Origin of the sequence: Maribacter hydrothermalis, from assembly GCF_001913155.1 — a bacterium.
GTDB lineage: Bacteria > Bacteroidota > Bacteroidia > Flavobacteriales > Flavobacteriaceae > Maribacter > Maribacter hydrothermalis.
In genome coordinates this window covers 588,713-610,172 of record NZ_CP018760.1, presented here as the reverse complement: position 1 = coordinate 610,172, position 21,460 = coordinate 588,713, and the positions used below count along the sequence as shown (strand labels likewise).

The window sequence follows — 21,460 nt, the reverse complement described above, 5'->3', positions numbered from 1 at the left end:
TACATAATTAATTAAAATAAAAATCTGTCTTTTTAATGACAGAATGACCGATATATGAGTATGGGAGATTCTAAATTTTCAAATTTTGACAATATGTCTTTACAAGGGATTGATCAGGATTCTGAGTTGATACCACTATTAACTCCTGAGGACGAAGAGCAAATGAATAGTGAAACGTTACCAGAAACGTTACCAATTTTGCCTTTAAGAAATACAGTGCTTTTCCCTGGTGTAGTAATTCCTATTACGGCGGGCAGGGATAAGAGTATTCGCTTAATTAAAGACGCCAATAATGGCTCTAAAGTAATTGGTGTAGTTTCTCAGAAAGATGAAGAAACTGAAAACCCAGATGTTAAGGATATAAACACTTTGGGTACGGTAGCAAGAATATTACGTGTGCTTCAAATGCCTGATGGTAATACTACAGTTATTATACAGGGAAAGAAACGATTTGAGATTGCAGAGGTTTTGACTAAAAAACCATACATAACAGCTACGGTTAGGGAAACCAAAGAGGAAAGGCCAAAGAAAAATGATAAAGAATTTTTGGCCATCATAGAATCCATAAAAGAGTTGGCTCTTAAAATAATAAGAGATAATCCTAATATACCTAGTGAGGCTTCATTTGCTATCAAGAATATTCAAAGTGATTCCTTTCTTATAAATTTTGTGTCCTCTAATCTAAACTTAGATGTAAAGGCAAAACAGGAATTACTGGAAATTGGTAGTTTGCAAGATAGAGCGTTGGCAACATTAAAATATATGAATGTTGAAATGCAAAAATTAGAGCTTAAGAATGATATTCAATCTAAAGTTAGAAATGACTTAGACCAACAACAGCGGGAGTACTTTCTTCATCAACAGATGAAAACAATTCAAGAAGAGCTTGGTGGTGTATCCTATGATGAAGAGTTGGAGGAAATGAAAGTTAAATCCAAAAAGAAAAAATGGGGCAAAAAGGTTAAGGAACATTTTAATAAAGAATTGGCTAAAATGCAACGAATGAATCCACAAGTTGCTGAGTATTCCATTCAAAGAAATTACTTGGACCTAATGCTGGATTTACCTTGGAAATTATTTTCAAAAGATAAATTCGATTTAAAACGTGCCCAAAGAATTTTAGATAGGGATCATTATGGTTTAGAAGATGTAAAGAAAAGAATCATTGAATATCTAGCAGTATTAAAGCTGCGAAATGATATGAAATCGCCTATTTTGTGTTTATACGGACCTCCGGGTGTTGGTAAAACATCTTTAGGTAAATCCATTGCAGAAGCTTTAGGGAGAGAGTATGTGCGTATGTCTTTAGGAGGTTTGCGTGATGAGGCCGAGATTAGAGGGCATCGTAAAACTTATATTGGTGCTATGCCAGGTAGAATTATACAAAGTCTTAAAAAAGCGGGGACTTCAAACCCTGTTTTTATATTGGATGAGATAGATAAATTATCAAACAGTAATCAGGGTGATCCTTCTTCGGCCATGTTAGAAGTATTAGATCCTGAACAGAATAGTGATTTCCATGATAATTTTTTGGAATTGGGATATGATTTATCTAAGGTTATGTTTGTTGCAACGGCCAATAATTTAGGGAGTATACAACCAGCGCTTAGAGACCGTATGGAAATTATACATGTAAGCGGTTATACCATTGAGGAAAAAGTAGAAATTGCAAAGAAACATCTTTTACCAAAACAGCTTACGGAGCATGGTTTAGACTCAAGTCATCTAAAAATAGGAAAACCTCAATTAGAGAAAATTGTTGAAGGGTATACTCGGGAATCTGGTGTACGTTCTTTAGAAAAGCAAATTGCAAAAATGGTTCGTTATGCTGCGAAATCTATTGCAACTGAAGAAGAATATGAGGTTAAGGTTAACAATGAAATTGTTATAGAAGTATTGGGAGCTCCAAAAATGGAACGAGACAAATATGAGAATAATGAAGTAGCAGGCGTTGTTACGGGTCTAGCATGGACAAGCGTTGGCGGTGATATTTTATTTATAGAGTCAATACTGTCTAAAGGTAAGGGGACAATGACAATTACCGGAAACTTGGGAAAAGTAATGAAAGAGTCCGCAACCATTGCCATGGAATATATAAAATCTAATGCAGAACGATTTAGTATAGATTCTACGGTATTTGAAAATTATAATGTGCATATTCATGTACCAGAAGGTGCCACTCCAAAAGATGGTCCTAGTGCAGGTATTACCATGTTAACATCTTTAGTTTCTTTATTTACACAAAAGCGTATTAAAAAGAGTCTGGCTATGACAGGTGAAATTACCTTGCGTGGTAAAGTTTTACCGGTAGGTGGCATAAAAGAGAAAATTCTTGCAGCTAAAAGAGCACGTATAAAAGAAATCATTCTTTGTGCCGATAATGAGCGTGATGTTAAGGAAATAAAAGAGTCTTATCTAAAAGGGTTAACTTTTCATTATGTAAAAGAAATGTCAGAAGTAATTGATATTGCTATTACAGGTACAAAGGTGAAAAACGCTAAAACGCTTTAATTACTTTATTCTTTTTATTTTTGGGACAATGAAAAAGATTATAATCGCTATTGACGGATTTTCCTCTACTGGTAAAAGTACTTTAGCTAAGCAATTAGCTAAAAAGTTACATTATGTTTACGTAGATACTGGTGCTATGTATCGCGCGATTACATTGTTTGCTATGAGACAGGGTTTTATAGCTGATGATGAAATTGATGAAATTTCATTGACTGAATCCTTAGGAGAAATTGAATTGAAATTTATTTTTAATGAAGATTTAGGGTTCGCCGAAATGTTTTTAAATGATGAAAATGTTGAGAAGGAAATTAGAACCATGTCCGTTTCAAAAAATGTGAGTCAGGTTGCTGTTTTGGAGGCGGTTAGAAAAAAATTGGTGTCCATGCAGCAGGCCATGGGTGTTGAAAAAGGAATTGTTATGGATGGTAGAGATATCGGTACTGTAGTTTTTCCTGAAGCTGAACTTAAAATTTTTATGACAGCTTCACCTGAAAAAAGAGCAGTAAGAAGATATAAAGAATTATTAGATAGGGGGGAGGATGTTAAGTACGTTGATATTTTAGAAAACGTACAAAAAAGAGACTTTATAGATAGTAACCGGGCAATTTCTCCTTTAAAAAGAGCTGATGATGCCATTGAATTTGATAATAGTGATTTAGGACTAGAAGATCAGTTTCAAAGAATCTATGAACATTCGCTTAGGGTTATTGAGAAGCAAGCATAAAAAAAGAGGTTAGCACGGCTAACCTCTTTTTATTTATATAGTATGGAAACTATTTGTTTGGAATAACCAAAACTTGGTCTGGGTGAATAACATCTGGATTTTTCAATATACCAGTGTTAGCCTCAAAAATTGCTTTATATTTCATAGCATCACCGTAATAGTGTTTAGCTATTTTACTTAAAGACTCGCCGCCTTTGACAACGTGTCTGTGATATACAGAATCATCTTCAACTGTAATGTTAGCTTTAATGTCAGAAGGACTTTCGCCGCCTAGTTGTTTAATTTTGTCCCAAATAAGGTCTTTTTCATAAGGTGTTTTTGCTTGTCCCTTAACTTTAAGAATATCTCCTTCAACAGTAACATTACCGTCTTTTATACCTAATTGCTCACCAAGATCTAAAACCCCTTGATATTTCGCTTTAACACTCATACTTTTAATTTTTTTAATGGTTAATTTAATGTGTCTAAGATAAACATATTTAAAGTATTTCATTCCAAAATTATGCCATAATTGACAATTGAATGAAACATAATAAGTTGTATTGTCTATTTTAAATAAAATGATTATTTTTGCACACCTTTTTAGCAAGGAAGTCAAGAGAAAAAGGGGTTAAAAAATTAATGTAACTACTTTCATAGTCGTTGCCTAAGTCTTGATAAGGTTATGAAATACAAATTATTAATCAGCAAATGGCTGAAGAAAAAACAAACGCAGAGGTAGAAGAAACTACTGAAGCAACACAAAAAGCTGTAGAAACTCCACAGCAAGATCCACAAGAATTTTTAGAGAATTTTAATTGGGAAAAATACGAGCAAGGAATTGAGCGTGTTGACGATTCTAAATTGAAAGAATTTGAACAATTAGTGGCAGAAAATTTCGTTGACACTGCAGATGCTGAAGTTGTTGAAGGAAAGGTAGTTTATATTACTGATAGAGAGGCTATTATTGATATCAACGCAAAATCTGAAGGTGTAATTTCGTTGAACGAATTTCGTTACAACCCAGGTTTAAAAGTTGGTGACAAGGTAGAAGTATTGATTGATATTCGTGAGGATAAAAGTGGTCAATTGGTATTATCTCACAGAAAAGCGAGAACTATTATGGCTTGGGACCGTGTAAATGCGGCGCATGACAAAGAAGAAATCGTTAGTGGTTTTGTTAAGTGCAGAACTAAAGGTGGTATGATCGTTGACGTATTTGGTATTGAAGCTTTCTTACCAGGTTCTCAAATTGACGTTAAGCCTATTCGTGACTACGATCAGTATGTTAACAAAACAATGGAATTTAAGGTTGTAAAAATCAACCACGAATTTAAAAACGTTGTTGTTTCTCATAAAGCGCTTATTGAAGCAGATATTGAAGAACAGAAAAAAGAAATCATTAGCCAATTAGAAAAAGGACAAGTATTAGAAGGTGTTGTTAAAAACATTACTTCTTACGGTGTGTTTATTGATCTTGGTGGTGTTGATGGTTTAGTACACATTACTGACCTTTCTTGGAGTAGAATCAACCACCCGAACGAGGTTGTTGAGCTTGACCAGAAATTAAATGTTGTAATTCTTGATTTTGATGAAAACAAATCTAGAATTCAATTAGGTCTTAAGCAATTGGAGAAGCACCCTTGGGAAGCTTTATCCGATGAAATTAAGATTGGTGATAAAGTAAAAGGTAAAGTAGTTGTAATAGCTGATTATGGCGCATTCATTGAAGTTGTTGAAGGTGTTGAAGGTCTTATCCACGTATCTGAAATGTCTTGGTCTACGCACTTGCGTTCAGCACAAGATTTCGTAAATGTTGGTGATGAGGTTGAAGCGGTTGTATTGACATTGGATCGTGAAGATCGTAAAATGTCTCTTGGTATCAAGCAATTGACTCCAGACCCTTGGACAGATATTACTACGAAATATCCTGTTGGTTCTAAGCATAAAGGTATTGTAAGAAACTTTACGAACTTTGGTGTTTTTGTTGAGCTAGAAGAAGGTATTGACGGTTTAATATACATCTCTGATCTTTCTTGGACTAAGAAAATCAAGCATCCATCTGAATTTACAAATGTAGGTGATACTTTAGAAGTTGAAGTATTGGAATTAGATGTTGACGGTCGTAAGTTGAGCTTAGGTCATAAGCAAACAACTGAAAACCCTTGGGATAAGTATGAAACTGAATTTGCTTTAGATACGGTACATACCGCTACAATTACTGATGTTGTTGATAAAGGAGCTACAATTGAATTTAACGAGGATATTGTTGCATTTATACCGCAACGTCATTTAGAAAAAGAAGATGGTAAAAAACTAGGTAAAGGCGATGAAGCAGAATTCAAGATTATTGAGTTCAATAAAGACTTCAAACGTGTAGTAGCTAGTCATACCGCTATTTTCCGTGAAGAGGAGCAACGTAATGTTAAGGCAGCAGTCAAAAGACAATCTGCTAGTGCAGATGAAGCTAAGCCTACATTAGGTGATGCTAACGATGCTTTACAGGCGTTGAAGGATAAAATGGAAGCAGCTGATTCTAAAAAGAAGAAGTAATTTCTTATTACATTCCTTAAGAGGATTATAAGTAAAAGCCCGGATAATTATCCGGGCTTTTCTGTTATCCATTATTATCAGTTCCTATTAGGGTTCTAATAAAATGAATTACTAGTGGAGATTTTTGTAGATATTAAGAGTAATATTCTTTGTTTTAATTTACTTCAGTAATTGTATTAATACACTTTTCGCTTTACAAACCATAAGTCTTCCAGACTCATGTTTAAGGTAATTAGATGATAATTTTCCTTAATTAAAATGTTCTGTAAAATGCCCTTAGAGCCGTAACTGTAAGATAAGTTTATCATAGAGTGTGTGCCTCTACTGGTAGGTATTCCAATACCTGTAGTTATATTATATCCGCTGACTTTATTATCGCCAATGGCTAAATATCCATTATCATAGTTATACCCTAGTCGATAGCTAATTCTCTGCCCATATTTATAACTTTTAGGGTCTTTTAGGTATTCTAGACCAAATGCATAAATATCTTGATCTACATATTTTCCTATATTCTCCGATTGATTTGTGTTTGTCCAAAAGTTTTTCTTGAAATCTGCGCTTAAGGTAATCTCATCTATTGGTTTTAAACTAAGTCCAAACCCTAGCTCTAGCGGTAATTTAAAATCAGAAACGTTATCGGTGGTTTCGTCTTCGACAGTGATATCTGTTCCATAGAGCGACTTGTCTACAGACCTTTTTAAGTTGCCATTTAATCTGGTAGGTAATTGTATAGTACTACCTAGAGTAATATTATCGGTAACGTCCCATTGAAGTCCAAACCCCAATCTAACACCACTGTAATTGGTTTTTTCAGTGGACTCAAACGAAGCGGCATTGTATATAAATGCTTCATTTTCTTCTATACTACCAAATAGAAAAGATGTGCTAAGTCCTAATCTTAATTTATTTATTATAGCATAACCTAAATTAAAACGGATATCGTTTAAACCACCTAAACCGGTTATACTACTTTCAAAAGATTCGTTAGACCCTTCAACATTGGTGCTAATTCCAAGAATAGAATAGCCAACATCACTATACGGAACAAGTGTAATACCAGCACCTAAATTCTCCATTATTCTAAATCCAAAAGCTAGGTTAGAAAAATTTATATTAGATTTTCCTTCTGATGTAGTAGAGTTGCTATAGTTGTTAATTTCACCTGTTATCCCTATGTCATACAAAAAGGAGTTCTGTGGAATTAAGGCGTAGTTGGCGGGATTTAAATTGTTTAGCTCATAGGGTGATTTTATACCAATACCGCTGTAACCAAGACTATTAAATTTACCTATACTTGTTTGGTTAATTACGCCTAGGCCATATAAAGAGTAAGGAGAACTTGTTAAAGCTTCCGATTGGGCGGTAATTTCATGTGTGATAATTAATAATAATCCTAATAAAGTAAAAATCAAATGGTTAATCTTCATCGTATATAGCGTAAGTTAGTTCTAGAATAGTTTCGTTTTCTCCGTTTCCGTTGGCATTGATTATAAACCTGTCAATTGTTGAATTGTAATTCAATGGTAGAAGTATTAAAGCATCATCAAGGTCTCTTGTTTTTAGCTGTAATTCCTCTAAATATGTAGCAATGGGAATCTCGTAATAGATGTCGTTAAATTCTTGATTGTCTCTATTAAGAATGGCATAAGAACTAGTGGATAACTGTTCGGTTAGGTCATTATTTTGGTCAACCACATATACAGCAAGCGTATCTCTTAGTTTTAAGTTTTCATCATAAAACTGCGGTGCAGGCTTAATCTTTAATATACCATCTAAAATAGTTCCATTGCCTGGAATGTCGTAAAGTGAGGCAATGTTTGGAAATTGAATTCTCATGGCGATACCAACACCAGCTTGAATAAAACTTTGGTTGTATGAGTCTGAACTCGTTAAGTTTACTTTGCTATCCGTTAAAGTTTGTAGTGGTTCAATAGCATTTTCAGCTTTAATTTTATTAAAAAAAGGAATTGGACTGTTAGAGGTATTTATTTGAATATCTAAATATTCTTGTATGGATTCGTCTGACGTTGCGGTGCTAAAGTATAATCGTGCATAGGTGTTTCCCGAAGATTTAGAGAAACCTATTATTGACCCATTATCTGTCTCATCAGGGAGTATTGCTATTCCTTTAAAATAGTCCTTAAACTCATCAGAATTGACAATTGTTTTCTCTTGCAACTTGGAGAATAAATCAGCGCCTAAATTATCAATAAGTTTAATAGTGATGGAGTCTCCCGCCAACGGTCTAGGGGTATATTCTAAAAAGCCTAAATCTTCTTCCTCATAAGAAATGGAGCTGGTATTGTAGAAATAATCATCTTCTATGGGGTTAAAACTTTCAATAATTCTTTTAATATGTAACGTATTTCTTTGTAGGGTATCATTGTAATAATACTTATCATATCCAAGCACTAAAACAATACTGTCAAATTCAGCCTCGGTGTCTATGGTATACGTGGTTGGCAATAATTGCATATGGCTTGAAGTGGTTACAATGCCAAATACAGGGTCATTGTACCTTCCAGTTAATATTCTAGTTGCATCAGATGTAGGAATGTTATCAAATTTAATAGTCGAGGTGTCAACCGTTAAGCTATCTATTAATAAAAGGCGAATATTACTGTTAGTGAAGGTTTCACCGGCAATAAATTCAGAATTATTATAATTTTCTTCACTACAGGAAATCATGATGAACAACAAAATAATTCCGTAGACAAACACATGGCCGGAGCGGATTTTACTGATAAGGATTTTCATTTATTATTTAATTTTTCTCAAAACTAAATGTCAGTTGCGGTTGTAAAAACCTGAATAGACGAATTGGTAATGTTATAGGATGAACTATGATATTTAAACTACTAATGAAATGATAGTATTGGTAGATTAAATCATGGGTTTGGTATGTTAAAATTGAACTTTGATATATTGTGTTTTTTAGAACACTACCCTCTCCTGTAGTTTTGATTTTGAAAAGAAGAATTTTAAAACAAAAAACAATGATTAAAAGTAAATCCTTTTTATTTAAGATAACAGGTATAGCGGTATTGGCTATGGCATTTACGAGCTGCTCTAGTGATGATGACGATGATGATTTAGGTAACTGGATAGATAAGTCGGTATTCGACGGTAGTGCTCGTAGTAGCGTGTCGGGTTTTACAATAGATAATATTGGCTACATGGGTGTAGGGTATGACGGTGATGATTATTTAGCATCATTTTGGGCATATGATATGGAAGGGGATTATTGGTCCCAAAAAGCTGATTTCCCGGGGGTTGCTCGTAATGCAGCGGTAGGCTTCGAATTGGATGGTAAGGGATATATAGGTACAGGTTATGATGGAGTTGATGAATTGAGCGATTTCTACACATATAGTACGGCTACAAATACATGGACTGAGATTGCATCTTTCCCTACAACAAGGAGAAATGCAGTAGCATTTGGTGTAAATGGTTCTGGTTACGTGGGTACAGGCTATGACGGGGAGAATGACCGAAAAGATTTTTGGAAATATAATCCTGCAACAGATACATGGACAGAGCTAGTAGGTTTTGGTGGTAATAAACGTAGGGCGGCAACTAGTTTTACTATTAATGGCTTGGTTTATTTAGGTACAGGTGTTTCCAACGGAGTTTATTTAGATGATTTTTGGGTTTTTGATCCATCTACTGAAACTTGGACTAAAAAACTAGATTTAGATGAGGAGGATGAATATGCTATTACCCGTAGTAATGCTGTTGGGTTTACTTTAAATGGTTATGGGTACATCGCATGTGGCGAATTAGGAGGGGCTACCAATACAGTTTGGGAGTACGATCCCGCAACCGATGAATGGGAACAAAAAACATCTTTTGAAGGAGCAACAAGGCAAGATGCAATTGCTTTTTCTAATGGTGTTCGTGCTTTTATTGGAATGGGAAGAACAGGTAGTCTATACTTGGATAATTTAGATGAGTTTTTTCCACTTGACGAGTACGATGATGAAGATTAGTTTTTATAATGAGTGAGTTTGTTAATTTTTTGGGTTAATCTGTATGGATTGACCCATTTTTAAACATTTAATTATGAATTCTATAATAAAATTTATGATAGTGATTACCCTATTTTTGGCAATATGCTTTGGGTACATATATAGTAGTCAAAATTCAAAGCAAAATGAACAATTAATTCGTAGCGAGGTTGTCAGTCTAAAAGAAGGCTATGGGTATCAAATTTTAAAAGGAGAAAGAATATTGATTTTACAAGAGTTTATTCCAGGCTTACCTGGTAAGCAAACATTTAGAACAGAGAAACAGGCTCTTTCTGTGGCCAATTTGGTGCTTAGTAAACTAGAGAAGGGTCAATCACCAATTTTATTACAGTCAGATTTATCAAAATTAAAGATTACAACAAACGACAGTTACTAATGTAAATATGAATTTGATTATTAAGAATAGGATTCAGATTATTGTTCATATTAGTATTTGGGTGTTGCTTTATGGGCTTTCTTATCCTATTTTGAATGAAGCTAGACCAGTTTCTATAGGTCTTTTTTCCAAATTGATTGTAATTATCGTACTGTTTTATTTCAATTATTTTTATTTAGTTCCAGTCTATTTATTAAGAAAAAATGTACTTATTTATTTACTTGTTTCACTTACTTTATTAATAGTTTCGGTAGTAGTATTAAACTATTTTTTTGAGCCTAAATTTCCAAATAATCAGTTTATAAACAGACCACCCCCTAGAGACTTTGGTTATATGTTGCACATTAGGTTCATTATTATCCTTGGCATACCTTATGTAATAAGTACAATTTTAAGAATGTATGTAGAGTGGGAGCAAAATGAAACTCTTCGATTAACAGTAGAGAAAGAAAGTGTAAAATCTGAATTGCAATTTTTAAAAGCACAGCTAAATCCGCACTTTTTATTTAATTCACTAAACACAATTTATGCACTTTCAGTTAAAAAATCACCAGATACGTCCGAAGCTATCGTAGACCTTTCGGAACTTATGCGTTATATGCTCTATGAAGCAGATAAAGATTTGGTGCCCTTAAATAAAGAGTTGGATTATATAAAGAGTTACATACAACTTCAACGATTAAGATTATCGGATAGCGAAAATGTGTCGTTGAAAATAACAGGTGAAGATAGAGGTAGGGCAGTGCCGCCACTATTATTTATTTCTTTTATAGAAAATGCTTTTAAATACGGGACAGATTATAAGGGAAAGACTTACGTAAAAATCACCTTAGATATTACTAATGAATCTATCGTTTTAAATGTTAAAAATAAAATAGGGGTTTTTAGAGAGCCTACAAGTAATTCTGGGATAGGTCTTGAGAATATTAGAAATCAGTTAGAATTGATTTATCCATCATTACACGATCTTCAGGTACACAATGATGGAGAAAATTATGAGGTGTTATTGACCATATATCAAAAAAAGCCAAACCTATGAGATGCATAATAATAGATGATGAGCCACTTGCAATAGAAATCTTATCTGGATATTGCGAGAAGTTGGATTTTATAGATTTAGTAAACACATACACCAATCCACTAGATGCTATAACGGATATTAAGGAGAAAAAAATTGATTTAATTTTCTGCGATATAGAAATGCCTCAGATTAATGGGATTGATTTTATGGGAACCTTGGATAATAAACCATTTTTCATATTTACAACCGCCTATTCTCAGTATGCTGTAGATGGGTTTGAATTAAACGCAGTTGATTATTTAGTTAAACCAATACCATATCATCGATTTATAAAGTCAGTTTCAAGGGTACAAGATTTAATTTCTAAAAAAGAAAAGCCAACTATGATAGCAAATGTTTTTCCATCAAACGGTGATAATTCAGTCGAAAAGAAGTTTATTTTCGTAAAGGCAGAATATGAAAGTATTAAAATTGATTTGGACCAAATTGAATATATTCAAGGATTAAAAGACTACCTTAAAATTCATATTTGTAATACGAATAAAACAGTTTTAACATTAATGAGTTTTAAAGAAATAATGAGCAAATTGCCATCTAATCAATTTCTTAGGGTTCATAAATCTTACATTGTAAACGTTAATTTTATAAAAACAGTACAACGAAATAGAATTGTAATTAACGATATGCGCATACCTATAGGTGACAGTCACAAAGAAGCGTTTTTCTCTATTTTAGGCTTATAATTTATAATATAAGAGGATTATATTTTTTTTCATATTTACTTACTACGAATACCTGTTAAAGTTTAGATAGAATTTTCTATTTTTGTTTAGCTAAATGCATGGGTGTCTATTATGAGTCAAAAGGTTTTACTCTCTTCAAAAGAAATAAATATCATCTTGCATCGATTAGCTTGTCAGCTACTTGAAAACCATTTAACTTTTGAAAATACGGTACTTATAGGAATTCAGCCTAGGGGTAAATACCTGGCACAAAGACTTACCAAGATTTTAAAAGAAGAGTATAAAGTAAAACAAATAGATTTAGGTTTTTTAGATATTACTTTTTATAGGGATGATTTTAGAAGGGGAGATAAAACCTTAGAGGCTACAAAAACTAAAATAGATTTTTTGGTAGAAGACAAGAACGTGGTTTTAATTGATGATGTTCTCTATACTGGCCGAAGCATAAATGCTGCGTTGACTGCGTTACAATCGTTTGGTAGACCAAAAGACGTGGAATTATTGTGTTTAATAGATCGTAGATTCAGTAGGCATTTGCCTATTCAGCCTAATTATCGAGGTCGCCAAGTAGATGCCATTAATGAAGAGAAAGTAAAGGTAATGTGGCAGGAAAATGACGGGGAAGATATTATATATTTAGTAAATAGATAAGAAAATGAGCGAACTGAGTGTTAAACACTTATTGGGAATTAAATATCTTAAGGAAACCGATATTCAGCTTATTTTTGAAACCGCCGATCATTTTAAGGAAGTAATTAATAGGTCGATCAAGAAAGTTCCTTCGTTACGAGATATTACTATAGCGAATATATTTTTCGAAAACAGTACTAGAACCAAGTTGTCTTTTGAACTTGCAGAGAAAAGATTGTCTGCAGATGTTCTTAATTTTTCTGCTAGTCAATCTTCGGTAAAAAAAGGGGAGACGCTTATAGATACCGTAAACAATATATTATCTATGAAAGTAGATATGGTTGTTATGCGTCATCCAAATCCTGGGGCTGGTATATTTCTTTCAAAACATGTAAAAGCGTCCATAGTAAATGCAGGAGATGGAGCACATGAGCACCCGACACAAGCATTGTTAGATTCTTATTCTATACGAGAAAAGCTAGGAGATGTAGCAGGGAAAAATGTGGTAATTGTTGGGGATATTCTTCATTCTAGAGTGGCATTATCTAATATTTTTGCTTTAAAGTTACAAGGAGCAAATGTTAAGGTGTGTGGACCTAAAACCTTGTTGCCTAAATATATAGATAGTTTAGGAGTTGAGGTAGAAACAAATTTAAGAAGAGCGTTAGAGTGGTGCGACGTGGCTAATATGTTACGCATACAGAACGAAAGATTAGATATTAGTTATTTCCCGACAACAAGAGAGTACACGCAACAATTTGGCGTAAATAAAAAGCTACTTGATAGTTTAGATAAGGAGATTGTAATTATGCACCCTGGGCCAATAAACAGGGGTGTTGAAATTACAAGTGATGTTGCCGATTCAAAACAATCTATAATTTTGAATCAGGTAGAAAACGGAGTTGCCATTCGTATGGCAGTAATATATTTGTTAGCATCTAAAATTAAATGATATGATTTTTAATAAAGAAGAATCGTTTATACTCGTCTCACAAGAAGAAATTTCTATTGAAAATTTTTTACAGAATTTGGAGAACGAATATGCCAAATTAAAGAATGATAATCTAGTCATAGATTTATTAGGGTTCTCCAAATTAACGCCCTATAATGTTATTTCATTTTTAGAAATTGCCAAGAAGTATAAAAAAAACGGACAATCGTTTGTACTGGTATCTAATAAGGTTTCGTATGATGATGTGCCAGATGAAATAAATCTAGTACCGACAATTAAAGAAGCTAGGGACATTGTTGAAATGGAAGAAATTGAACGTGATCTAGGACTGTAAATAGATAAAATTTAAAAAATAGAACTTAATTCATATGCGCCTTACTGTATTGGGTTGTTACGCGGCAACACCAAGAACGTTAACAAACCCTACTGCACAAATATTAGAAATCAATAATCATATTGTTCTTATAGATTGTGGAGAGGGTACACAAGTAGAACTTAGAAGGCATAAGGTTAAGTTTTCAAGAATAAACCATATTTTTATTTCTCACCTACATGGTGATCACTTCTTTGGCTTGCCAGGTTTTATTTCTACTATGCGTTTGTTAGGCAGGGAGAAAGCCCTTCATATACATGGTCCTAAAGGAATAAAAGAAGCAATAATATTATTATTAAAACTAGGAGATTCTTGGACAAACTATCCATTGTTGTTTCATGAGTTGTCTAGTAAAGAGTCAGAGCTTATTTTTGAGGATAATAAAATTACCGTTACCACAATACCATTAGATCATAGAATTTATACTAACGGCTATTTATTTAGGGAAAAAGTAGGGAAAAGAAAGCTAAATATTGAGGCTGCTGAAGATTACGGTATTGACAAAGCTTATTTCAATAATATAAAAAACGGTAAAAGTATTACCTTAGATAATGGGGAGGTGATTTCTAATAGTAAATTAACTTTTGATCCTCCAAAGCCAAAATCATACGCTTTTTGCAGTGATACAGTGTTCGATGAAACTTTAGCTTCTAGAATTAAGGATGTAGATGTTTTATATCATGAATCTACCTTTTTGGAGTCAGAGGCAGATTTAGCAACAAAAACAAAACATTCTACGGCACAACAGGCAGCTAAAATAGCTAAAGAAGCAAATGTAAAAACCTTAGTTTTAGGTCATTATTCTACACGATACAAATCAATAGCGCTTTTTAAAGAAGAAGCAGCTTTAATTTTCCCTAATGTGCTTCTTGCCGATGATGGTAAGACTTTCGATTTTTAAACCTATTATTCAGTTTTTATAGCGTTTATTTTCCTTTCTTTTTAGAACTTTGTTTATCTTGTTTTTAACACGAAAATGATGCAAAAAGATTTAGGGGATTATAGAAAATCTTACGAGAAAAGTGCGTTGATGGAGGACAGTATATCTGACAATCCTATTCAACTTTTTCAAACATGGTTCTACGAAGTTGAAAAATCTGATGGAGTAGACGAACCAAATGCCATGACTGTTTCTACAGTAGGTTTAGATGGGTTTCCAAAAAGCAGGGTTGTACTTCTTAAAAAATATACTCATGAAGGCTTTATTTTTTACACGAATTACAATAGTGAGAAAGGGCAGGCAATAAGTGAAAATCCTAAAATTTGCATTTCTTTTTTTTGGGCAAATCTAGAACGTCAAGTAATTATTAAAGGTACAGCTGAAAAACTTGCCAAAAACCTGTCTGATGGTTATTTTGAATCTCGCCCAGATGGAAGTAAACTGGGGGCATTAGTGTCTGATCAGAGTTCGGTAATAGAATCTAGAACTATATTAGAAGACAAACTAATTCAACTAGAAAAAGAGTATAAAGGAAAAGAGATTGAACGTCCAGATCATTGGGGAGGATATTTAGTAAGGCCTGTTTCAATGGAGTTTTGGCAGGGTAGGCCCAATAGATTGCATGATAGAATTCGGTATTCGTTAACTGATGATTTTGACTGGAAAATGGAACGATTAGCACCTTAAAAAAAAGCATGATGAAAAATTTATATTTAATGCGACATGGCAAATCTTCTTGGGAACTTAATGTAAGTGACCAAGATAGAGCATTACTGCAAAGAGGTATTACTGACGCGCAGTTGGTTGGTGAAGCGGTGGTAGGTAAAAAAATTAAAATAGACCATGCTTTTTCTAGTCCAGCGAACAGAGCATTACATACAGCTATCATTTGTTTAAGAACCTTAAAATATCCTTTACACAACTTTTCTGTTGAAACCAATTTATACGACTTTTCAGGAGATAAAGTTATCGAGTTTATAAAAGGCTTAGATAATAAATTGGATAATGTCTTAATTTTTGGACATAACCATGCATTTACATATATAGCCAATGCTTTAGGTAATAAGCATATAGATAATGTTCCTACTAGTGGTTTTGTTCATTTACAATTTAAAGAAAATTCATGGGCCAGTATTTCAAAAGGCTCTACTATACAAACTATATTTCCAAAGCAACTAAAGGCATGGTAAAAAACAATAATCAATACGTAAATAGAGAAATAAGCTGGTTGTGGTTCAACGAACGGGTATTGCAAGAAAGTGCGGATAAGAATGTTCCTTTAATTGAAAGGCTACGTTTTTTAGGTATATTTTCTAATAATTTAGATGAGTTTTTTAAAGTACGCTATGCCACGGTTAAACGAATTGTTGAAGCTGGTAAAACTGGAAAAAGTGTTTTAGGAGGTGAAAAGGCAAAAGACCTTTTAGAAGAGATTACTAATATTGTAATAGAACAACAGACAAAGAGTTTGGCCATTCTTAGAAAGATAGAACACGAACTAGAAAGTAAAAATATTTTTATACTTAAAGAAACTGAGCTAAATGAAAGTCAGAAAGAATATGCGAAAGCTTATTTCTTAAAGGAAGTAAGTCCACAACTAATGACGATTATTTTAAATGAACTTACTAGGTTCCCTACTTTAAAAGATACTGCGGCTTATTTGGCTGTAAAATTAGTGATTAGGAGCATTGACAGTAAAAAGGAGAAACGATATGCGTTAATTGAAATCCCCAAGGGTATTGACCGTTTTGTTGTTTTGCCAGATGAAGGGGATAAAAGTTTTATCATCATTTTAGATGATTTAATCAGATATTGTTTGGATAATATATTTACAATGTTCGATTATGAGTCTATTTCCGCTCATATGATCAAGATTACTAGAGATGCTGAATTGGATATTGATAATGATTTAAGTAAAAGTTTTATCGAGAAAATATCTTCAAGTGTTGAGCATAGAAAAATAGGGGATCCTGTTCGCTTTGTTTATGATAAAAGTATAGGTAAGGATACCTTAACTTTTCTTAAAGAGAAAATGAACATAGAGGATACTGATAGTGTAATTCCAGGAGGTAGATACCATAATCGTAGAGATTATTTGGGATTCCCTAGCTTAGGTAGAAAGGATTTATTGTACAACAAAATAACGCCCTTGCCTGTAAAAGGTTTAACAATAGAAGGGAGTATTCTAGAAAGTATCGCTAAAAAGGATTATTTGCAATATACACCTTACCATACCTTCACCTATATTCTCAAGTTTTTACGAGAAGCTGCTTTAGATCCAAAAGTACGTACTATTAAAATTACGGTGTATAGATTGGCAAGTAATTCTCAAATTGCGGCATCATTAATAAACGCTGTAAAAAACGGAAAGCAAGTTACCGTACAAATTGAGTTACAAGCACGTTTTGATGAACAAGCGAATATTGAATATGCAGAACAATTACAAGCAGAGGGAGTAAAATTAATTTTTGGTGTACCAGGTTTAAAAGTCCATAGTAAAATTTGTTTAATTGAAAGGGAAGAAGGCAATGAAATAAGACGCTATGGCTTTATAAGTACAGGTAATTTTAATGAATCAACCGCTAGGATCTATACCGACTATACACTATTTACCGCTCATGTTCCAATTTTAAAAGAGCTGAATAAGGTTTTTGATTTTTTTGAAACAACCTATAAAATCAATAAATACAAACATTTAATAGTATCTCCACATTATACAAAAAATGCTTTTATAAAATTAATAGATGTTGAAATTGCAAATGCACTCTTAGGAAAAGAGGCTTATATTAAAATAAAAATGAACAGCTTTACCTCATATAAAATGGTAGATAAGCTTTACGAAGCTAGTAGGGCAGGGGTAAAGATCCAGTTGATTATAAGAGGTATATGTTGCTTAATACCAGGTGTTAAGGGTATGAGCGAAAACATAGAGGCTATTAGTGTTGTAGATAAGTTTTTGGAGCATACAAGGCTATTCGCTTTTGCAAATGGTGGAAATCCTAAAGTTTATATTTCTTCTGCAGATTGGATGACTAGAAACTTAGATTATAGAGTTGAAGTAGGTTGTCCAATTTATGATGAGGATATTAAGAAAGAACTGATGGATACGTTTGAGATTTGTTGGAAAGATAATATGAAGGCAAGAGTTTTTAATGAAAAGCAAGATAACGCCTATCGCAAAACATCAACCCCTAAAATTAGGTCGCAATTTGCAACTTATGAGTATTATGCAAATAAACAGGAATCTTAAAAGGGATAACATTTGAAAGTAAGAAAATTTGCAGCTATTGATATAGGCTCTAACGCTATTAGGTTGCTTACCCATAATGTTATTGAAGATAAGGGAAAAAAGACCCAATTTAGAAAAAGCGCTCTGGTTAGGGTTCCTGTAAGATTGGGTGAAGATTCATTTACAGTTGGTGAAATATCTGAAGTAAATGAAAAGCGGTTAATAAAAACCATGAAAGCTTTTAAACATTTAATGGAAGTTGTTGGAGTTGAAAAGTATAGAGCTTGCGCTACATCTGCAATGAGAGAAGCCAATAATGGAAATGAAATAATAGAAAAAATAGCTCAAGAGTCAGGTATTCAAATAGATCTCATAGATGGTAAGCAGGAAGCTGCCATAATAGCCTCAACAGATTTAAAAAATCTAATAACTGATGATCAATCTTTTTTATACATTGATGTTGGTGGTGGTAGTACCGAATTTACTTTGTTTTCTCAAGGCAAAATTCAAGTGTCAAAGTCTTTTAAATTAGGGACGGTCAGGCTTTTGAATAATATGGTAAAACCCGAAACTTGGAATAAATTAGAAGATTGGATTAAATTAATTTTAAAGGACAAACCTAAATTGTCCATCATAGGTTCCGGTGGAAATATCAACAAGTTGCATAAACTATCGGGAAGAAAGGAAGGTGAACCATTGTCATATATTTGGTTAAACGCCCAATATCAATTTTTAGATAGCCTTAGTTATCATGATAGAATATCAGAATTAGGGTTAAATCCAGATAGGGCCGATGTTATCATTCCTGCAACAAAAATATTTCTTTCAGCAGCTAAATGGAGTGGAGCTAAGAAAATTCATGTCCCTAAAATCGGACTTTCAGATGGTATAATAAAAGATTTGTATAATTCTGAGAATAAGTAATCTAAGCTTTAGCCGTGAATAGATTCTTTGGTTCCTAAATCTTTCATGATTTGGGCTTCATATTCCAAAAGACTATTCCATTTTTTGTTCACTTCTTCCAATTCACCATACTTACGGGCAAACTTTAAGAACATCGTATAATGCCCAGCTTCGCTAATCATTAGTTTGTGATAAAAATCGGCAAGTTTTTTATCTTCCAATTCTTCAGACAACAACCTAAAACGTTCGCAACTACGTGCTTCAATTAGTGAGGCATAAAGCAATCTATGTACCAGTTGAGTAGTTCTACTTCCTCCTTTTGGAAAAAATTTAATGAGCTCAATTACGTATTCATCTTTGCGATCTCGTCCTAAGGTGTTACCACGTTTTAAAATAAGGTCATGTACCATTTTAAAATGACCCATTTCTTCTCTAGATAAAGCCACCATTTCTTCAACTAGTTCAGTATACTCAGGAAAAGATACTATTAAAGATATAGCAGTACTAGCAGCTTTTTGCTCGCAATACGCATGATCTGTTAGTATTTCATCAATATTTTTTTCTACAATATTCACCCATCTTGGATCGGTAGGTAGTTTTAAGCCTAACATAGTTTACTTTTTTTTCAAAATTAGAAAGATTTTAAAGACCACACCAATTTTAATCAAAAACCTAAGCGGCATACTGCTGAATAATAATTATTTTTGAAGTAACAACAATACTATATTTTAAAATGCACTATCAAAAGGATATTCAGAATATATTAATCAAATATGGAAATGCAGAAAGTGTTGTTTGGTTAAAGGGTAAAATTGAAAAGTTGGCGAAAGATAAATCTTCAAAAGATTTATTTATGACCTATAGTCTTTTGAATGTGAAGTTTGATGGGGTAAAACCAATTTCATTTGAAAGGCTAGAATCTAAAAGTGACCATTATTTTAGCGAGCATAAAGCAAATATTTTACAAGTAGCACGTATTTATTTATTGTCAGAAGTGCTTGTGCAAGATTTGGAGTTTTATACCCCAAAAGTAGCTAATATCATTCAGGTGGCTGATACCGGTGAATTAGAGACTTTTTTGAAATACTTGATGTTATTACCAAATCCTGAAGCATACAAGATTACTGCGGTCGAGGCTTTACGAACCAACATTGCTACAATTTTTGATGCTATAACATTGAACAATCCGTATCCTGCAAAATACTTCAATGATCAGCAATGGAATCAAATGTTTTTAAAAGCGGCATTTATGGAACGTGACCTTTCCCAAATAGAATCAATAGATGAAAGGGCAAATGCAGATTTAACTAGAATAATATCAGATTACGCACATGAAAGATGGGCCGCAGGTAGAAAAATAGACCCATTATTTTGGAGACCTGTTTCAAAATTTTTGAATGAGGAACTCTTAAATGATATGAAAACACTGCTTAATAGTGATGATGCAACAGAAATTAATGCCGGAGCCCTTTGCTGTTATCACTCAGAAAATGATAAAGCAATGGCATTATTAAATAGTAAGCCAGAGTTAAAACATAGAATAGCGGATGGTGAAATAACTTGGAATTCGATTAAACAACAATAGAATGGAAGATAAAATGATGATTATTGACCCACATGTTCATATGTCGTCAAGAACAACAGATGATTATGAAGCAATGGCTGCAGCGGGCGTTGTGGCGGTAATAGAACCTTCGTTTTGGCTTGGTCAGCCTAGAACTCAAGTAGGTTCTTTTCAAGATTACTTTAGTAGCCTAGTGGGTTGGGAGCCTTTTAGGGCTAGCCAATTTGGAATTAAACATTACTGTACTATTGGTTTAAATTCTAAAGAAGCCAACAATGAAGCTTTAGCGGAACAAGTAATTGAATTGTTACCATTGTACTTACATAAGGAAAATGTAGTTGCCATAGGGGAAATTGGCTATGATGACCAAACACCTGCGGAAGACAAATTTTTTAGAATGCAATTGGATCTGGCTAAGGAGTTGAATATGACCGTTCAGGTACATACACCGCACCGTGATAAAAAAGCAGGAACCATTAAGAGTATGGAAGTTTGTTTGGAACACGGTTTAGATCCAGCTAATGTAATTATTGACCATAATAATGAGGAAACGGTAAAAGAAGTACTTGACCGCGGATTTATTGCTGCATTTACCATTTACCCAAAAACAAAAATGGGTAATGAACGTATGGTAGAGGTGGTTAGAAAATTTGGAAGTTCTAACATTATCGTCGATAGCTCTGCAGATTGGGGGGTTAGTGATCCATTAGCAGTGCCAAAAACTGCATCTTTAATGTTGAAAAGAGGTATTTCTATGGAGGATGTTAGAAAAACCTGTTACCAAAATGCATTAGATGCTTTTAGTAAGAATGGTAAAATGAAAGAAGCACATTGGTTACAGCCAGATAGCATTAACCAATCGCAACTATTTAATGATAATAGTGTTTTAAGAGGTCAGAAGCCAAGAATAGACGAAGACCAAATTACCTAA

At 33.5% G+C, this 21,460-nt stretch carries 21 protein-coding genes; 17 read left to right on the top strand and 4 right to left on the bottom strand.

Features of this window, described 5'->3' with window-relative positions:
- Positions 1-60 precede the first annotated feature (60 nt).
- Both lon and cmk read left to right on the top strand, forming a co-directional pair.
- The gene (gene lon, locus BTR34_RS02700) at positions 61-2,511 is read left to right on the top strand and encodes an endopeptidase La (RefSeq protein ID WP_068484183.1); all 2,451 of its coding nucleotides are present in this window, start codon (positions 61-63) and stop codon (positions 2,509-2,511) included.
- Positions 2,512-2,539: 28 nt separating this feature from the next.
- Positions 2,540-3,235 (top strand): (d)CMP kinase, encoded by a 696-nt coding sequence (gene cmk, locus BTR34_RS02695; protein ID WP_068484185.1) that lies wholly within the window; start codon positions 2,540-2,542, stop codon positions 3,233-3,235.
- A gap of 49 nt (positions 3,236-3,284) precedes the next feature.
- Here cmk and BTR34_RS02690 read toward each other — a convergent pair whose 3' ends face one another.
- Complete coding sequence (locus BTR34_RS02690; RefSeq protein WP_068484250.1) at positions 3,285-3,665, bottom strand: LysM peptidoglycan-binding domain-containing protein; 381 nt, start codon at positions 3,663-3,665, stop codon at positions 3,285-3,287.
- Between the two features lie 260 nt (positions 3,666-3,925).
- Here BTR34_RS02690 and rpsA point away from each other — a divergent pair, with 260 nt between their 5' ends.
- Complete coding sequence (gene rpsA, locus BTR34_RS02685) at positions 3,926-5,767, top strand: 30S ribosomal protein S1 (protein ID WP_068484187.1); 1,842 nt, start codon at positions 3,926-3,928, stop codon at positions 5,765-5,767.
- A 176-nt stretch (positions 5,768-5,943) separates the two neighbouring features.
- On the opposite strand, the gene BTR34_RS02680 is transcribed toward rpsA, so the two are convergent.
- Positions 5,944-7,197, bottom strand: a complete 1,254-nt coding sequence (locus tag BTR34_RS02680) for an OmpP1/FadL family transporter (RefSeq protein WP_068484189.1) — start codon at positions 7,195-7,197, stop codon at positions 5,944-5,946.
- Positions 7,187-8,527, bottom strand: coding sequence for a DUF4270 family protein (locus BTR34_RS02675; protein ID WP_068484191.1), 1,341 nt, complete (start codon positions 8,525-8,527; stop codon positions 7,187-7,189). Before BTR34_RS02675 ends, BTR34_RS02680 begins: the two co-directional genes overlap by 11 nt.
- A gap of 239 nt (positions 8,528-8,766) precedes the next feature.
- Here BTR34_RS02675 and BTR34_RS02670 point away from each other — a divergent pair, with 239 nt between their 5' ends.
- The 12 genes from BTR34_RS02670 to BTR34_RS02615 all read left to right on the top strand — a co-directional run bounded on the left by BTR34_RS02670 (position 8,767) and on the right by BTR34_RS02615 (position 18,986).
- The gene (locus tag BTR34_RS02670) at positions 8,767-9,759 is read left to right on the top strand and encodes a Kelch repeat-containing protein (RefSeq protein ID WP_068484193.1); all 993 of its coding nucleotides are present in this window, start codon (positions 8,767-8,769) and stop codon (positions 9,757-9,759) included.
- Between the two features lie 73 nt (positions 9,760-9,832).
- The gene (locus BTR34_RS02665) at positions 9,833-10,174 is read left to right on the top strand and encodes a DUF4907 domain-containing protein (protein WP_074472090.1); all 342 of its coding nucleotides are present in this window, start codon (positions 9,833-9,835) and stop codon (positions 10,172-10,174) included.
- 7 nt (positions 10,175-10,181) lie between these two features.
- Complete coding sequence (locus tag BTR34_RS02660) at positions 10,182-11,213, top strand: sensor histidine kinase (RefSeq protein WP_235843190.1); 1,032 nt, start codon at positions 10,182-10,184, stop codon at positions 11,211-11,213.
- The gene (locus tag BTR34_RS02655; protein ID WP_068484197.1) at positions 11,210-11,938 is read left to right on the top strand and encodes a LytR/AlgR family response regulator transcription factor; all 729 of its coding nucleotides are present in this window, start codon (positions 11,210-11,212) and stop codon (positions 11,936-11,938) included. The genes BTR34_RS02660 and BTR34_RS02655 overlap by 4 nt, the downstream gene beginning before the upstream one ends.
- 111 nt (positions 11,939-12,049) lie before the next feature.
- Complete coding sequence (gene pyrR, locus BTR34_RS02650) at positions 12,050-12,589, top strand: bifunctional pyr operon transcriptional regulator/uracil phosphoribosyltransferase PyrR (protein WP_068484199.1); 540 nt, start codon at positions 12,050-12,052, stop codon at positions 12,587-12,589.
- Positions 12,590-12,593: 4 nt separating this feature from the next.
- Positions 12,594-13,520: an aspartate carbamoyltransferase catalytic subunit gene (locus tag BTR34_RS02645; RefSeq protein ID WP_068484201.1), complete on the top strand. Its 927-nt coding sequence runs from the start codon at positions 12,594-12,596 to the stop codon at positions 13,518-13,520.
- Between the two features lies 1 nt (position 13,521).
- Entirely contained in the window at positions 13,522-13,854 is a 333-nt protein-coding gene (locus tag BTR34_RS02640; RefSeq protein WP_068484204.1) for a ribonuclease Z, read from the top strand.
- A 34-nt stretch (positions 13,855-13,888) separates the two neighbouring features.
- The gene (locus tag BTR34_RS02635) at positions 13,889-14,794 is read left to right on the top strand and encodes a ribonuclease Z (protein ID WP_068484205.1); all 906 of its coding nucleotides are present in this window, start codon (positions 13,889-13,891) and stop codon (positions 14,792-14,794) included.
- A 78-nt stretch (positions 14,795-14,872) separates the two neighbouring features.
- Positions 14,873-15,520 (top strand): pyridoxamine 5'-phosphate oxidase, encoded by a 648-nt coding sequence (gene pdxH, locus BTR34_RS02630; RefSeq protein WP_068484253.1) that lies wholly within the window; start codon positions 14,873-14,875, stop codon positions 15,518-15,520.
- A gap of 8 nt (positions 15,521-15,528) precedes the next feature.
- A complete protein-coding gene (locus BTR34_RS02625) occupies positions 15,529-16,023 on the top strand; it encodes a SixA phosphatase family protein (RefSeq protein WP_317039580.1) in 495 nt (164 codons plus the stop codon).
- The gene (ppk1, locus tag BTR34_RS02620) at positions 16,017-18,083 is read left to right on the top strand and encodes a polyphosphate kinase 1 (RefSeq protein ID WP_068484210.1); all 2,067 of its coding nucleotides are present in this window, start codon (positions 16,017-16,019) and stop codon (positions 18,081-18,083) included. The genes BTR34_RS02625 and ppk1 overlap by 7 nt, the downstream gene beginning before the upstream one ends.
- A 12-nt stretch (positions 18,084-18,095) precedes the next feature.
- Positions 18,096-18,986, top strand: coding sequence for a Ppx/GppA phosphatase family protein (locus BTR34_RS02615; protein WP_068484212.1), 891 nt, complete (start codon positions 18,096-18,098; stop codon positions 18,984-18,986).
- 8 nt (positions 18,987-18,994) lie between these two features.
- On the opposite strand, the gene miaE is transcribed toward BTR34_RS02615, so the two are convergent.
- Positions 18,995-19,576, bottom strand: coding sequence for a tRNA-(ms[2]io[6]A)-hydroxylase (miaE, locus tag BTR34_RS02610; protein WP_068484214.1), 582 nt, complete (start codon positions 19,574-19,576; stop codon positions 18,995-18,997).
- 122 nt (positions 19,577-19,698) lie between these two features.
- Between miaE and BTR34_RS02605 the strand changes: the two genes are divergently transcribed.
- Together BTR34_RS02605 and BTR34_RS02600 are read left to right on the top strand one after the other, a co-directional pair.
- A complete protein-coding gene (locus tag BTR34_RS02605; protein WP_068484216.1) occupies positions 19,699-20,550 on the top strand; it encodes an EboA domain-containing protein in 852 nt (283 codons plus the stop codon).
- A gap of 1 nt (position 20,551) precedes the next feature.
- Entirely contained in the window at positions 20,552-21,460 is a 909-nt protein-coding gene (locus BTR34_RS02600) for a TatD family hydrolase (RefSeq protein WP_074472089.1), read from the top strand.

What these genes read in the sequence shown, in the direction of transcription:
- BTR34_RS02655 (WP_068484197.1), top strand. Translation starts at nt 11,210, where the DNA reads ATGAGATGCATAATAATAGATGATGAGCCACTTGCAATAGAAATCTTA.
- BTR34_RS02605 (WP_068484216.1), top strand. Translation starts at nt 19,699, where the DNA reads ATGCACTATCAAAAGGATATTCAGAATATATTAATCAAATATGGAAAT.
- BTR34_RS02625 (WP_317039580.1), top strand. Translation starts at nt 15,529, where the DNA reads ATGATGAAAAATTTATATTTAATGCGACATGGCAAATCTTCTTGGGAA.
- BTR34_RS02660 (WP_235843190.1), top strand. Translation starts at nt 10,182, where the DNA reads ATGAATTTGATTATTAAGAATAGGATTCAGATTATTGTTCATATTAGT.
- BTR34_RS02600 (WP_074472089.1), top strand. Translation starts at nt 20,552, where the DNA reads ATGGAAGATAAAATGATGATTATTGACCCACATGTTCATATGTCGTCA.
- BTR34_RS02690 (WP_068484250.1), bottom strand. Translation starts at nt 3,665, where the DNA reads ATGAGTGTTAAAGCGAAATATCAAGGGGTTTTAGATCTTGGTGAGCAA.
- lon (WP_068484183.1), top strand. Translation starts at nt 61, where the DNA reads ATGGGAGATTCTAAATTTTCAAATTTTGACAATATGTCTTTACAAGGG.
- BTR34_RS02640 (WP_068484204.1), top strand. Translation starts at nt 13,522, where the DNA reads ATGATTTTTAATAAAGAAGAATCGTTTATACTCGTCTCACAAGAAGAA.
- pyrR (WP_068484199.1), top strand. Translation starts at nt 12,050, where the DNA reads ATGAGTCAAAAGGTTTTACTCTCTTCAAAAGAAATAAATATCATCTTG.
- BTR34_RS02665 (WP_074472090.1), top strand. Translation starts at nt 9,833, where the DNA reads ATGAATTCTATAATAAAATTTATGATAGTGATTACCCTATTTTTGGCA.
- rpsA (WP_068484187.1), top strand. Translation starts at nt 3,926, where the DNA reads ATGGCTGAAGAAAAAACAAACGCAGAGGTAGAAGAAACTACTGAAGCA.
- BTR34_RS02635 (WP_068484205.1), top strand. Translation starts at nt 13,889, where the DNA reads ATGCGCCTTACTGTATTGGGTTGTTACGCGGCAACACCAAGAACGTTA.
- ppk1 (WP_068484210.1), top strand. Translation starts at nt 16,017, where the DNA reads ATGGTAAAAAACAATAATCAATACGTAAATAGAGAAATAAGCTGGTTG.
- cmk (WP_068484185.1), top strand. Translation starts at nt 2,540, where the DNA reads ATGAAAAAGATTATAATCGCTATTGACGGATTTTCCTCTACTGGTAAA.
- pdxH (WP_068484253.1), top strand. Translation starts at nt 14,873, where the DNA reads ATGCAAAAAGATTTAGGGGATTATAGAAAATCTTACGAGAAAAGTGCG.
- miaE (WP_068484214.1), bottom strand. Translation starts at nt 19,576, where the DNA reads ATGTTAGGCTTAAAACTACCTACCGATCCAAGATGGGTGAATATTGTA.
- BTR34_RS02670 (WP_068484193.1), top strand. Translation starts at nt 8,767, where the DNA reads ATGATTAAAAGTAAATCCTTTTTATTTAAGATAACAGGTATAGCGGTA.
- BTR34_RS02645 (WP_068484201.1), top strand. Translation starts at nt 12,594, where the DNA reads ATGAGCGAACTGAGTGTTAAACACTTATTGGGAATTAAATATCTTAAG.
- BTR34_RS02680 (WP_068484189.1), bottom strand. Translation starts at nt 7,197, where the DNA reads ATGAAGATTAACCATTTGATTTTTACTTTATTAGGATTATTATTAATT.
- BTR34_RS02675 (WP_068484191.1), bottom strand. Translation starts at nt 8,527, where the DNA reads ATGAAAATCCTTATCAGTAAAATCCGCTCCGGCCATGTGTTTGTCTAC.